Below are 14,275 nucleotides of genomic sequence, written 5' to 3'. Positions count from 1 at the left end.
CAACCGCCAAGCAGCGCTACTGTCAGGGCTTATGCTCGTTTTTTTAATAAAGTTTAGGGCGAACGAAAAATATTTTATGAGCGACGTAAATCGGCTGTTAACGCATGACAGACCGCAACTCCCGAGGCAATAATCAGCCGACGGAACCGCTTCACTCCTTTTCCAATCGCCGACAAAGTGCCCATTCATGACCGCTGACCACACGCCCGCTGAACAGAATCGCTTGGCGCGCCTGCTCTCTTACCTGGTGCAGGATCCCGGTAATTTGTCGCTTTTGGCGGATGCGCTGTCATTGGCCATTGACTTGGGCGACATTGCCGCTGGCCAGCAACTGATCGCGCACATGCAAGCGCAGGGTATCGAGCAACCCCATACTTACGCACTGGCAGCGCATGCATCATTGCAGGCAGGACGATATGCCGCGGCCGCGGCGTTCGGCGACAAGGCAATCGAAGGAGGCATCCATCACGCGGCCGTTCTTTTCAATACTGCCCTTGGCCACTTTCACAGCGGCGACTACGGGGCGACCCACACCCTGCTCTCCCGGCTGAGCAACGACCCCCAAAGCCCTGCCCATCTGCTGGTGATGCATGCACGTGCACTACACCAGTTGGAAGAAACGGAAGAAGCCGAGCGTCTGGTGACCAGGGCCCGGCAACTGGAACCGGAGAACACCAACACGCGCGGCCTGCTCGCGCTGTTGCAATATGAGAACGACAACTACTCGCCGGCATTGATCACGGCGCACGAAACGCTGGCCGAAGATCCCGATCAACTCGATGCACTGATTGCCTGCGCCTCGGTCCACTTCGAGCAAAACAACATCGTCGCATCACGCAACGCGTGGCTTCATACGATCAAGCAACATCCGGAATGCGGCCGGGCATGGTCCGGCCTGGCACGACTGGAGTTCAACGAACTGGAGTTCGACCAGGCCGAAGAACACCTGAAAATGGCTGTCCGCTTCATGCCGGACCATATCGGCACCTGGCATCTACTGGCCTGGATCTACATTCTGCGTCGGGACAGCGTTCAAGCTCGCCAGGCGCTTGATGCCTCCTATGTGCTGGACCGCAATTTTGGCGAGACCCATGGAGGACTGGCCATCGTCGACATCCTGGATGGAATGAAAGAACGCGCCCAGAAAAGCATACGCCGAGCCCTCAAACTCAATCCGCTGGGTCTGTCGGTGCAGTATGCCGAAGCGCTCTTGCTCCAGGACGCAGGCCAACCCGAAAAGGCAGTTCAACTGATCGGCCAGGTGCTTGACCGGACCCGCCCTGACAGCGACATCACCGGTCGCGTCCTGATGGAAAACTGGTTGAGAACACACCAGAACAAAATCCCAGACCGTCATCCAGACCAACACTAAGTCATCGCTCACAGGGAGCCTCTACATGCTGGACGCGCCGGAATATTTGCACTTGGCTATCAACGCCAGCCAGAACGGTGACCACCACGCGGCATTGAGTTATCTGAACACCGCCCTTGAACTGGAGCCAAATAATGCCGCCGTGCATTATTTTCGCGCCGCCGAACATGCCGAACTGGGCCTGATGGAGCGTGCATATGCGGAAATGATAGAAGCACTCGAACTCGACCCTGGGATGGACATCGCTCGCTTCCAACTGGGTTTACTTGGCCTTCAGCTTGCGAAGTTGGACGAAGCCCGCAGTACGTTCCTCACCCTCCAGGACATGTCGCAAGATATGAGCTTGCGGGAATTTTCCAGTGCCTATCTGGAGCTGCTGGATGAGCGCCCGCAGAACGCCGCCACGCGATTGGCTCAAGGCCTGATCGATTGCTCCAATCCGGCACTGAAGGCTGACATGGAACGGGTACTGGCAAGCCTCTCAAGCACTCCGCCCTCCACCTCCAATCTGACTGAACCCGCCGCGTTCCTTGGCGCCTACCGCAACAGTTTCGAGACTACCGATGAGTAAGATCGATTCGACTCGGCTGTCACAGGTCCTGGCCGCGCTGGCCAAGCCCAAGGAGCGAGTGGTATCGAACGCAGCCAATTCCGCTCCTGCCGCCACATCAAGGAAAGACGCAAAAGAGCTCGAAGTGCTGCGAACACACCTGCAAAATCGCCTTAGGGACCTTAAAGACACTGAAGGCTTTCACGCAGCTGCGCCGGTCATCACGGTGCAGGAAATCCTGCGCTGGGAGTTTGGCGAGAGCATTCTGGAGCACCCTGAATTCGGCAGCATATCGAAAAAAGTGGCTGAAACCATGCTTGAAAACCAGGCAATGGAAAAAGCGATCTACACCATCGTGGATCGGATGCTGTCGCCTGGTTCCTGATTCTCCGAAACCGGCTTCCCCACCAAACCACCTTGAACTGACCGACCTAACGGCTGCCGGTACTCCTGGCTGCGGACGACTATGGCAGTGAGATCATGCTGCGCCAGATCATTGGAGTTTTTCGAAAACCAGGCGCCAGAATCAGACAACTCCAACCACCGAACGCTCGGGACAGCTAGCCCTCAACCTCCTCACTGCTCTGCACATCCAGCATCTCCCCGGCGTGGTCTTCAGCCCAGCGTACCAGGGCCGTCACGGGGGTTTCGAGTGTTCTGCCAAGGTCGGTTACTTCGTATTGAACGGCCACGGGCGAGGAGCAGATCACCTCGCGGCGGATCAACTTGTGGCGTTCGAGGCGCCTGAGGGCCTCGGTCAGCGATTTGTGGGTGATGTTCCCCAGCAGTCTGCGCAGTTCATTGAAACGGACGGGCCCGTCGGCCAGCCGGGTCATGATCATGATCGACCATTTGTTGGCGATCTGGTCCAGGACCAGGCGCGTTTGCTCCAGCCGTTGCGGGGTGCATTCGGGCTTTGCAGTATCGTCGAGCATATCTAGTACCCTTAAGGTGCGTAATTGCAACCTAGTATCCGATGTATACCATGGCGACTCAACCGTAAATCTCGTCGTGAATCCTCACGATGAGCACAAGAGGATGGGTCATGAACGCACTGACTGGACAAGTCGTACTGATTACCGGTGCATCGAGCGGCATTGGCGAAGCCACCGCGAAGAAACTCGCCGCCGCGGGCGCGAGGGTGGGTCTTGCGGCGCGCCGGGCCGATCGCCTTCACGCGTTGCACGCTGAGATTGAACAACAAGGTGGCCAGGCCCTGGTCCTGGAAATGGACGTCGCCGACAAGGCCTCCGTCGACGCTGGCGTGAGGAAACTGCTCGACACCTACGGCAGGATCGACGTGGCCTTCAACAATGCCGGGCTGATGCCGTTGTCGAGCGTCGATGAATTCAAGACCGACGAGTGGGATCGCATGGTGGACGTCAACATCAAGGGCGTATTGAACGTGTCGGCGGCGGTACTTCCACAGATGATCGAGCAGCATTCCGGCCACATCATCAACACGTCATCGGTCGCCGGTCGCAAGGTGTTCGGCCAGGGTTTCGCCGTGTACTCAGCCACCAAGTTCGCCGTGAGCGCCTTCACCGAAGGCCTGCGCATGGAGGTCGGGCACAAGCACAATATCCGCGTGACCAGCATCCAACCCGGTGCGACGGCCACGGAATTGACGCAGCACACGACCAGCGAAGAGTATGTGCAGATGATTGCCGGCTTCTCGGGGCAGTTGCAGTTCCTGTCGCCGGAAGACATTGCCGACACGGTCCTGTTCGCGGTCTCGGCCCCCCGCAACGTCAACATTGCCGAGTTGTTCGTGATGCCGACCAATCAGGTCTGAATCGAACGAGCGGCTGCGGATCGAAGTTCGATCCGCAGCCGCCCCCCTTCAGGCCACCTTGAAACGACTGACCAACTGCTGCTGGTACTCCGCCAGGCGCGCCAGTTCCTGGCTGGTGATTGCCGTCTGCTCGGCCCCGGCGCTGACCTGGATCACCAGGTCATTGATCTCGTTGACATTGCGATTGATGTCTTCGGACACCGCACTCTGTTCTTCCGCCGCCGAAGCGATCTGGATGTTACGGTCGCTGATGGTCGCCACGCCCTCGGCAATTTCCACCAGCAACTCACCCGCCCGCTCGACTTTGCTCGCGCCGTCCTGAGCCTTGCCCAGGGTCTGCTGCATGGACAGCGCCGCGCGGTCCGAACCGGCCTGCAAGTTGCTGATCATCTGCTGGATGCTGCCCGTGGACTCTTGCGTCTTTTGCGCCAGGGTACGCACTTCCGAGGCCACCACCGCGAACCCGCGACCGTGATCGCCGGCACGCGCAGCCTCGATCGCCGCATTGAGGGCCAACAGGTTGGTCTGCTCGGCAATGCCACGAATCACATCCAGTACCGAGGAAATGGCATCGCTTTCCTCTTTGAGGTCCCCGATGATCGCTGCAGTCTCCTCGGCCTGGCCGGACAACTGGCGGATCAGCCCGATGGTGCTTTCAATCTCGACCCGGCCCTGAGCGGTGCTGATATTGACCTGCTGCGACATGTGCGCCGCATCGTTGGTGCTTTGCGCCACCTCTCGCACCGTTGCGCTCATCTGGTTGATCGCCGTGGCGACCAGTTCAGTGCCCTGGCGTTGTTGCTCGACACTCTGGCTGGTCTGGATCGTCACCGTGGAAGACTCTTCCGCCGCCGTCGCCACTTGTGCCGTGGCGTTGCCGATTTCCTGCACCACCCCGCTGATCTCCTGGGCCATGCGGTTGAGGTTGCGGGAGATCTGGCCGAACTCGTCCTTGCCTTCGTGACTTGCCCGGGCAGTGAGATCACGCTCCGCCAGGTCATTGAGGACCTGATTCACGTCGCGCACCGCCAGGTCGATCATGCGGATGATCAGGTACGACAGCACCGCCACCGCCAACAACGCAACGACCACGGCACCGAGCGTCAGCCACAGGGCACGGCTGGCGCTATCGCGCTCGTGCATGGCCAGGCGGCTGACACTCTGACCGAGGGCTTCTTCCACCTGGCCCATCAGGTCGATCCGTTGGGTCGCGGTTTCAAACCAGTCTTGCGGCTTGATGCCCAGCGACTGGCCCAGCGGCACCTCGAATGCCAGGCGCTGCAACCGGGCAACATCGACGGCCGCCGGCTCGCGCATCTGATCATCGAACTGCTGCAACAAGACGGGTGGGGCCTTGCGACGGAAAGCGTCCAGGTAGGCGGTAAATTCACCCCAGTTGCGGCTGAACCGTGACAACAGCCCTTCGTCGAAGCGGTCCTGGGCGAACACCAGGCCGAGCACGACGCGCTCGCGCCCGGCCCGTTCTTTCATTTCGATGAATTGATTGAGTGCGCCGAGCGCATGAACAATGGTCGCGTTATTGATGGTCGCTTCCAGGGAGTGGGTGTAACCGATCAATACTTGAATAATGTCGGTGTAGCGAACACCGGATTCGGTGCTGCTGATATTTAACTTGTCGACTTGTGCACGCACACTGGACAACTCATCCAAGGCACTAATGACCTTGGTGAGTTGATTGTTCCCCGACACCGGCAATTCACGAATCACAGCGACCGATGTGTCGGCATCCCGGCGCATCTGGGCCAGCCGGTCACCCATGGATTTACCGCCGCTACCGAGGAAAACCCCGCTGACACCGCGTTCGCGCTGGAGGGTGGTGATGAGCAGGCTGAGTTTCTGGGCGGTGGCGCTGGCGGTCACCGTCGCGTCCATGTCGCGCAGCGTTCGGTAGTTATCGCCGACAAAAATACCGGCCAGGGTCAGGAATCCTAATAACGGCAGTAAAAGAATCAATAAAAGTTTCAGACGTAGCGGTGCATTCCTGAGCATATTCGTTCAAGCCTCATTCCATACTCGATTAGTTGACGCGCGGCGCTGTTGTAAGAAGGGATTTTGTACACGCTGATCGTGGGGTGATATTAACCCAATATCAAATGGCCATCACCCCTAATATCCTACCGTACAGCGTTTATCTAAGCGCCAAGTGCAGAATTTGAATTTGCCTTGATCAAGATCAATAACCTGGCATTTAGTTGATGAGTGGCGGTACGTCACGCCTGAGTCTTGTGCCGGGTGCAAGCCCCCTCCCCGGAGGCGGATTCAGGCACCACCGCGCGCCGGCCCCGCATGCGTTCCACCAGGGACAGCACCGCGACATAGAACACCGGCACCCACAGCACCCCGAGCACGGTCGCGGCCAGCATTCCGCCGATCACCCCGGTGCCGATCGCGCGCTGGCTGGCCGCACCGGCATCGCTGGCAAGCGCCAGGGGCAGCACGCCCAGGATGAACGCCAGCGAGGTCATGACAATCGGCCGGAACCGCAAGCGCGCCGCCTGTGCCGCGGCCTGCGCCAGGCTTGCCCCTTCGGCGTGCAACGCCCTGGCGAACTCGACGATGAGGATCGCGTTCTTCGCGGACAAGCCGATGATGGTGATCAAGCCGACCTTGAAGTAGACATCGTTGGGCAAGCCCATCACCGTCACCGCCAGTACCGCACCGAGCACACCCACCGGTACGATCAGCAGCACCGCGAACGGGATCGCCCAGCTCTCATAGAGCGCAACCAACACCAGCAACACCATCGTCAACGACAGACCCACCAACAGCGGCACCTGATCGCTGGCCTGCTGCTCTTGCAACGACAGCCCTGCCCACTCAAGACTGAAGCCGGCCGGCAACTGCCGGGCAATCGCCTGCAACGCGGCCATTGCCTGGCCGGTGCTGTAGCCCGGCGCGGCATCCCCGGAAAAACGCAGCGATGCCGAGCCGTTGTAGCGACCGATCTGCAACGGCCCGACCTGCCACTCGAACCGACTGAAGGCTTCCAGCGGCACCAGACGGCCTTGGCGATTGGGCACCTGCAGGCGCAGCAGCGCTTGCGGGGTCTGCCGGCTGGCGCCGTCGGCCTGGATGATCACCCGTTGCATGCGTCCCTGGTTGACGAATTCGTTGACCTGCTCCGACCCCAGCGCCGAAGACAACGCCGCGCTGATCACCTCGAAACCCACGCCCAGGGCCTCGGCCTTCTCGCGGTCGATGCTGACCTTGATTTGCGGCGCATCAGCCAGGCCATCCTCCCTCAAGTGTGCGATCACGGGCGAGGCCTTGGCCGCCTCCAGCAATTGGCGACGCGCCGCCAGCAGAGCCTCGTGCCCCTGCCCTGCGAGGTCCTGCAAGCGCAAATCGAAGCCGCTGGAGGTGCCGAGGCCGTCCACCGGCGGCGGCACGACGCTGTACAGCGTGCCATCGGCCACGTCCTCGAAGGCGGCGTTCGCCCGCCGGGCCACCTCTTCGCTGGTCTGGCCACTGCCGCGCAACGACCAGTCCTTGAGGGTGACGTAGGACAACGCTGCGTTGGCCCCTTCCCCGGAAAAGCTGAAGCCCATGATCGCCAGCACCTGATCGGTGGCCGGTTGGGCCAGGGCATATTTTTCCCACGCCTGGACCGTCACGTCCGAGCGCGAGGCCGAGGCGGCGGGCGGCAGCTGGATATCGGTCACGATGTAGCCCTGGTCTTCCTCGGGCAGGAACGAGGACGGCAACCGGGCATAGGCGAAGGCCAGCACCAGCAGCAACGCCAGGTACAGGCACAGGCTGCGGGCACGGCGGCGCAACCAGCGTTCGCCCAGCCGGTCATAGCGCCGGGCCAGGGCCTGGAAGTGGCGATTGAAGCCCTGGGCCCAACGCGGCACGCGCACCGGGCGCGTCGGGTCAACCGGCTTGAGCAGGGTCGCGCACAAGGCCGGCGTCAGGCTCAGCGCGAGAAAACCGGAGAACAGGATCGACACCGACAGGGTCATCGCGAACTGCTGGTAGATCACCCCCACCGAACCGCCCATGAATGCCAGGGGCAGGAACACCGCCGACAGCACCAGGGTGATGCCGACAATCGCCCCGCTGATCTGCTGCATGGCCTTGCGGGTCGCGGCCTTGGGCGACAGGTGTTCCTCGCTGATCAGCCGCTCGACGTTTTCCACCACGACAATGGCGTCGTCCACCAGGATCCCGATCGCCAGCACCATGCCGAACAGCGTCATCATATTGATCGAGAAGCCCAGCGGCGCCATGACCGCCATCGTGCCCAACAGACAGACCGGCACCACCACCGCCGGGATCAGCGTATAGCGCAGTTTCTGCAGGAACAGCAGCATCACCAGGAACACCAGGACCATGGCTTCGATCAGCGTGTAGAGGACTTGCTTGATCGCCACCTCGACAAAATACGAGGTGTCGTAGGGCACGCTCAGGGCCATGTTCGCCGGCAAGGTGCTCGACAGTTGATCCAGCCGCAGCTTGATCGCCTCCGCGGTTTCCAGCGCGTTGGCGCCCGGTGCCAGTTGCACCGACATGGCCGCCGCCGGCTTGCCGTTCAGCCGCGCGTCGAAGCGGTAGTCCTTGCGCCCCAGTTCAACCCGCGCCACGTCGCGAATCCGCACGCTGGAGCCGTCGTCATTGGCCCGCAGCACGATGTTGCCGAAAGCCTCCACCGAGTCCAACTGCCCTTGCACCATGACGGTGGCGGTAATGTGCTGGTCCGCCGGCCCGGGCCGCTCGCCCATGCTGCCGGCCGGCACCTGGATGTTCTGCCCGGCGATGGCCCTGCCCACATCGCTCATCGACAGGTCATAACCCACCAGGCGCGCCGGATCGACCCAGATCCGCATCGCCCGCTCGGCGGTGTACATCTGCACCCGCCCGACCCCGGCCACCCGACGGATTTCATTGTTGATCGCGCGAGCGGCATAGTCCGCCAACCCGACGGAGTCCTGCTGGTCGTCGGTGTAGGACAAGGCATACACCAACAGGAAATTGGAGCGGGCCTGCTCCACCTCCAGGCCTTGCTCGATCACCGCCTGGGGCAAGCGACCGACCACCCGTTGCAGGCGATTCTGCACGTCGACCTGGGCCATGTCCGGGTCGGTGCCCGGCTTGAAGGTAATGGTGGTTTCGGCACCGCCGTTGGCACTGTTGGACTCGTAGTAAAGCAGGCCTTTGAGGCCGTTGAGCTCTTCTTCGATCAGGCTGGTGACGTTCTGGCTGACGATCTGTGCCGACGCCCCTGGGTAATCGACACTGACGTTGATTTGCGGCGGCGCCACGTCCGGGTACTGGTTGACCGGCAGACGCCCCAGGGTCAGCGCACCCGCCAGGGCGATCAGCAGTGCGATGACCCAGGCGAAGTTCGGACGGTTGATGAAAAAATCCGGCATGGTGTGCTTCCCAAGGTCGGTCAGTGGCGAGCTTGCTGCCCGGCCAGAGTGACAACGTGGACCTGCGTCCCCGCGCTGAGCTTGTCGGCCCGCTCGATCACCACCTGCTCGCCGGCCACCAGGCCCTGGGTGATCTGCCAGTCGGAACCGAGCATGGCGCCGGTGCTGACCACCCGCTCACGGACCACGCCACGGTCGTCCACCAGCATCAACCGGGCCTGGCCGTCGGCGCCGCGCTGCACGGCCTGCTGCGGCACGAACAACGCTTGCCGGTCGACACCGGCCGGCGCGATCACCCGCACGTACATGCCGGGCAGCAGGAGGTTGTCCGGGTTGGGAAACTCACCGCGCAAGGTCACCTGGCCAGTGCTCCGGTCCACGGAGATGTCGGAAAACATCAAGGTGCCACGGCGTAACTGGGGAGGATTGCCCACTTGCACCGTCACCTGCGCCGTACCGTTGCCATCGAGGCTCAGGCGTCCGCTGGCCAGTGCCTGCTGCAAGGCCACCACCTGGTCGGCGGACTGGGTGAAGTCAGCGTAGATCGGGTCCAGTTGCTGGACTCGCGCCATTTGCGTCGCCTCGTCCTGCCCCACCAGCGAGCCTTCGCTGACCAGGGCCCGACCGATACGCCCGCTGATCGGCGCACGCACCTGGCAGTAACCAAGGTTGAGCCGCGCACTGGCCACGTCGGCCTGGGCCGCCAGGCGATTGGCCTGGGCGCTCTTGAGGTCGGACATGGCTTCGTCGAAGGCTTGCGGGCTGACGGCGTTGATCGCCACCAGTTGCTTGAAACGCTGCACCTGGGCGTTGGCCCGATAGACATCGGCCTCGGCCCGCGCCAAGGCACCCTCGGTGCGCATCAGCGCAGCCTTGAGCGGCGCCGGGTCGATGCTGAACAACAACTGGCCGGCCTTGACGTCGCTGCCTTCCTGGAAATGCCGGGTCAGCACCACCCCGGCCACCCGCGCGCGCACCTCGGCGATGCGCACCGGCTCGATCCGTCCAGGCAAGTCCGTGGTCATGGCGAACGCCCGAGGCTGCACCGTCAGCGTCTTCACTTGCGGCACCGCCGCGGCCGGTTTGGCCGGTGTCTGCCCGTCGCCGCACGCGCTTAAACCCAGCAAGCCCAGCAACACCCAGGCGGGTGCCATCGCGGCGAAAATCTTCTGCATGGTCACTCCCTGCCCAATGAAAAAAGGCCCGCCGATGGCAATCGACAGGCCCCAATACCCCGTGGGAATGGGCTCGCTCGCGAAAGCGTCATCCCATCCAGCATCACTTCAAGCTGACCCACCGCTTTCGCGGGCAAGCCCGCTCCCACAGGTAATGTCGGCGAACACATCACGTGCAATCCCCACCCAACCCCTGTGGGAGCGGGCTCGCTCGCGAAGGCGTCATCCCATCCAACATCACTTCTAACTGACCCAACGCTTTCGCGAGCAAGCAGCGAAAACGCTCAATCAACGCGCTGAACGCTCGTTGAGGCTGCTCGCTGCCTGGAACAGGATCTTCGCCACGAAGTCGACCTCCTGCTCGGTGATGATCAACGGCGGCAGCAAGCGCACTGTCGCACCGTGCCGCCCACCGAGTTCGACGATCAAGCCGTGTCGCAGGCAAGCCTGCTGGAAGGCCTTGGCCCTGGCCGTGTCCACTGGTGGATGGCCCTGGGCATCCGGCGCCCCCTGAGGATCGACGATTTCCATGCCAAGCATCAGGCCACGGCCGCGAACATCGCCCACCCAGGCGAATTCGCTCTGCAACGCCTCAAGCTGTTTGCGCAGTTGCGCACCCACCGTTTCGGCGTGCTTGACCAGGCCTTCATCGCGGATAAAGCGCAAGGTCGCGGTGCCCGCCGCCATCGCCAGCTGATTGCCGCGGAAGGTGCCGGCGTGAGCGCCCGGCTGCCAGACGTCCAGCGAATCGTTGTAGACCATGACCGACAACGGCAAGCCACCGCCAATGGCCTTGGACAACGTGATGACATCCGGGGTGATGCCCGACTGCTCGAAACCGAACATCCGGCCGCTACGGGCGATGCCGCACTGGATCTCGTCGACGATCAACGGGATGCCATGGGCGTGGGTCAGTCGGCGCAGTTCCTGCAACCAGCGATCCGGCGCGGCAATCACCCCGCCCTCGCCCTGGATCGGTTCCAGGATCATCGCCGCCGGCGCGGTCACGCCGCTCTCCGGGTCGTTGAGCAAGTGTTCGAGGTAACGCACGTTCAAGGTGACCGCCTGGTCGCCGGCCACACCGAACGGGCAACGGTAGTCGTGGGGGAACGGCAGGCGCTGTACACCCGGCATCAACGCACCGAGGGCATTCTTCGGCGACAGGTTGCCGCTGATGGCCAGCGTGCCCAGGGTCATCCCGTGGTAGGCCCCTTCGAATGCCAGCACCGAGTGCCGGCCAGTCGCGGTGCGGGTCAGCTTGAGGGCCGCCTCCACCGCATCGGCCCCGCTTGGGCCGCAAAACTGGATGCGTGCGTTGCGAGCGAACTCGGCAGGCAAGCAACCGAAAATTTCCTGGACGAACGCGTCCTTGACCGGCGTCATGAGGTCCAGGGTGTGCATCGGCACGCCCGCGGCCATGACCTGGGTGATGGCTTCGATGATCACCGGATGATTGTGCCCCAGGGCCAGGGTGCCAGCCCCTGCCAGGCAGTCGACGAACACTTGCCCGCGGCTGTCCTGGACATAAATGCCATGGGCCCTTTCGAGCACCAGCGGAATGCGCCGCGGGTAACTGCGGGCGTTGGATTCCTGTTGTTGCTGGCGTTCCAGCAGCGGCGTCGGATCGAGGCAGTAAGGGCTCGACAGACCGGTATGCAACAGGCGTAGCTGTTGCGCGCCACCCGCTGTGACATTCGAAAAAGCACTCATGATTTCCTCCATGGAGGCTGGGTTTGGAAGGGAACTGCAGCCTGGAAACACATCGCTGACCTGCACCCTCGAGCGCGGGGAGATTGCCTCCCCGCGCCTTCGGTTTTACATGTCGTAGCGCAGGATCATCCCCACCGTGCGCGGTGCGCCGACGTCGATGATGGTGTCGTCGCGGTTGTTGGTGATGTATTCCTTGTCGAACGCATTCTTGACGTAGGCAGACACAGCGACATTCTTGGTGACTTTGTACTCGGTATTGAAGTTGACCAGCACATAAGCGTCGCTCTTACGCTCCCCACTGACCTTGCCGTTGGAGTCGAACTCGTACTCCGAGGGCGCAGTGCTCTGATAGACAATGTCCGTGCCGAACATCAGGCGATCATCGAAGCGATAGACACCGCCCACCGACGCCTTGTATTTCGGCGAATAGAGGAACGACTCGCCGCTCCTGTCCTGGCCATTGTCAGCAACGAAGTCCTTGTATTTGCTATCGGTAACGGCGCCGCCGAAATTCAGGGTCAGCTGCTCGGTGATGTCTTTCTCGACGAAGACTTCCAGCCCCTTGATGTCACTGCGACCGGCGTTGTAGATATCAATGACGGTGCTGCCGGGCTGCCGAACGCTGACCTGCTGATCTTTCCAGTCGGTGTAGTACAGGTTGGCGCGGGCACGCAGGCTCTTGTCGAAGAACGAACCGCGATAGGACAGCTCGTAGTTGGTGGTGTATTCCGGGTCGTAGGCTTGGTGACCGCTACCGGAGCGCAGGTTGACACCGCCGCCGCGATAACCCTTCTGCACCATGAAGCCAAGGTACTGATCCGTTGCCAGCTCGTAGTCGATACCGAGTTTCGGCAACACGGCATCAAACGACTTTTTGATTTTCTCGGGAACGAAACGGCCGTCTGCCTCGATGTCGGTATCGTTCGTCTCGTGGTCGTAACGCAGGCCGGTGATCAATGTCCAGCGCGGCGCGAACGTCCAGTTGACTTCACCGAACACCGCCTTGTTTTCAATCTTGGTATCACCCTTGACCGTGCGAGCCAGCACGTTGTCGAACAACAGCCGGTCATGGAACTTGTTGGTGTTGTGGCCGTAATAGGCACCGATGAAACTCTTCACCGTGTCCGAGTCGTAATTCAGACGCAACTCCTGGCTGAACAGGTTACCGTCCTGTTTACGCAGAACGACCTCGTTGTCCACGGCATTCTGATCGAAGTCCAGGCGGTTGCTGTAGTCCGAGCTGGTGTTGGCGGTCATGCTCGTCAACGACCAGGCATCGTTCAGACGATGATCCACCTTGGCGCTGACGGTGTCCTGCTTGAGGTTGTCGAAGGCTTCGGTGTTGGATGAAATGTCGTAATAGCTGGGCTTGCCGTCGGAACCACGCATGGTCGAGCGATCACCCTGGCGGTGTTCGTTGTGGGCGTAGGTCAGCAGGACGTCGGTGTCGTCATTGGGCAGGATCAGCAATTTGCCGCGGGCGTTGCTGGTGCGGTGCGGGTTGGCATCCTTGTCGAGCGTGGTGTTGCGGATGTAGCCGTCACCGTCGGAATAGTCCACGGCGATACGACCGGCGATCTTGTCGTCGACGATGGCGCCGCCACCGGCAACCGCGGCCCCATGCTCACCGTAGTTACCAACGTTGGTTTGCGCCGAGAAGCTTGGTTCGAAGGTTGGATTCTTGGTGCGGATTACCACCGCACCGGCCAGGGAGTTGCGGCCCTGGGTGGTGGATTGCGGGCCGAGGAAGACTTCGACCTGCTCGGCGTCCCACAGCGGAACCGGGCTCAAGGTCAGCGCGCGGTTCGGCTGTACGGCACCGTCGACATACACCGACACCGCACCGTTCAGGGCCGCCGGGCCCTGGTCATCGAAACCGGATACCGGCACGCCACGAATGCCCCAGTTTTCGTTGCCAGCCTGGCTGTAGACGCCTGGCGTGCGGGCAAACACATCCACCAGGTCTTTGTCGGCGTGTTCACGCAGGCTCTTGTCAGTCATGACCACCACGCTGGACTGGGTCTGGTCCAGGGTACGGTCAATTTTTTCACCGGTGACGGTGATCGGAGCGATCTCCATCTTGCCGGCCTCTTCAGCCGCCCACGCACCGCTGCTCAGGCCCAACGCCGACCCCACAGCCAACGCAATTGTAGTCTTTTTGAAATTCACGCCCCGCTCCCCTGCGACAGATATTTTTGGTTTTCTTCGAGCTGGCTGAAGGCTGTTCGGTGCCAGCGGAGCGGAGTCTAATCCAAAAAATTATTTAAATAAATAGTATTG

At 61.6% G+C, this 14,275-nt stretch carries 10 protein-coding genes; 4 read left to right on the top strand and 6 right to left on the bottom strand.

Annotation, left to right across the window (positions count from 1 at the left end; translation table 11 throughout):
• Positions 1–187: 187 nt before the first annotated feature.
• The 3 genes from V5F23_RS11290 to V5F23_RS11280 are packed head-to-tail and all read left to right on the top strand — an operon-like array spanning position 188 to position 2,307.
• Complete coding sequence (locus V5F23_RS11290) at positions 188–1,372, top strand: tetratricopeptide repeat protein (protein ID WP_338474614.1); 1,185 nt, start codon at positions 188–190, stop codon at positions 1,370–1,372.
• Positions 1,373–1,397: 25 nt separating this feature from the next.
• Positions 1,398–1,943, top strand: a complete 546-nt coding sequence (locus V5F23_RS11285) for a tetratricopeptide repeat protein (protein WP_338474613.1) — start codon at positions 1,398–1,400, stop codon at positions 1,941–1,943.
• The gene (locus tag V5F23_RS11280; RefSeq protein ID WP_338474612.1) at positions 1,936–2,307 is read left to right on the top strand and encodes a hypothetical protein; all 372 of its coding nucleotides are present in this window, start codon (positions 1,936–1,938) and stop codon (positions 2,305–2,307) included. Before V5F23_RS11285 ends, V5F23_RS11280 begins: the two co-directional genes overlap by 8 nt.
• Positions 2,308–2,482: 175 nt before the next feature.
• Here V5F23_RS11280 and V5F23_RS11275 read toward each other — a convergent pair whose 3' ends face one another.
• Positions 2,483–2,857: a helix-turn-helix domain-containing protein gene (locus V5F23_RS11275; RefSeq protein ID WP_047735523.1), complete on the bottom strand. Its 375-nt coding sequence runs from the start codon at positions 2,855–2,857 to the stop codon at positions 2,483–2,485.
• A gap of 110 nt (positions 2,858–2,967) precedes the next feature.
• Between V5F23_RS11275 and V5F23_RS11270 the strand changes: the two genes are divergently transcribed.
• On the top strand, positions 2,968–3,717 hold the full coding sequence (locus V5F23_RS11270; RefSeq protein WP_123578033.1) for an SDR family oxidoreductase: 750 nt from the start codon (positions 2,968–2,970) through the stop codon (positions 3,715–3,717).
• A 48-nt stretch (positions 3,718–3,765) separates the two neighbouring features.
• Here the strand turns inward: V5F23_RS11270 and V5F23_RS11265 are convergent, their stop codons facing one another.
• The 5 genes from V5F23_RS11265 to V5F23_RS11245 form a co-directional block, all read right to left on the bottom strand.
• Positions 3,766–5,727 carry a methyl-accepting chemotaxis protein gene (locus V5F23_RS11265; protein WP_338474611.1) on the bottom strand — a complete coding sequence of 654 codons (1,962 nt, stop codon included), beginning with the start codon at positions 5,725–5,727 and terminating at the stop codon, positions 3,766–3,768.
• Between the two features lie 221 nt (positions 5,728–5,948).
• A complete protein-coding gene (locus V5F23_RS11260) occupies positions 5,949–9,110 on the bottom strand; it encodes a multidrug efflux RND transporter permease subunit (protein ID WP_338498419.1) in 3,162 nt (1,053 codons plus the stop codon).
• Between the two features lie 20 nt (positions 9,111–9,130).
• On the bottom strand, positions 9,131–10,285 hold the full coding sequence (locus V5F23_RS11255) for an efflux RND transporter periplasmic adaptor subunit (protein ID WP_338498416.1): 1,155 nt from the start codon (positions 10,283–10,285) through the stop codon (positions 9,131–9,133).
• Between the two features lie 288 nt (positions 10,286–10,573).
• Positions 10,574–11,995 carry a diaminobutyrate--2-oxoglutarate transaminase gene (locus tag V5F23_RS11250; protein WP_338498414.1) on the bottom strand — a complete coding sequence of 474 codons (1,422 nt, stop codon included), beginning with the start codon at positions 11,993–11,995 and terminating at the stop codon, positions 10,574–10,576.
• A gap of 105 nt (positions 11,996–12,100) precedes the next feature.
• Complete coding sequence (locus tag V5F23_RS11245) at positions 12,101–14,164, bottom strand: TonB-dependent receptor (RefSeq protein ID WP_338474607.1); 2,064 nt, start codon at positions 14,162–14,164, stop codon at positions 12,101–12,103.
• Positions 14,165–14,275 lie beyond the last annotated feature (111 nt).

The sequence above is a fragment of the Pseudomonas sp. WP18 genome, from assembly GCF_036689585.1.
Classification (GTDB): Bacteria; Pseudomonadota; Gammaproteobacteria; order Pseudomonadales; family Pseudomonadaceae; genus Aquipseudomonas; species Aquipseudomonas chlororaphis_E.
This window is presented reverse-complemented; position numbering and strand designations above follow the sequence as displayed.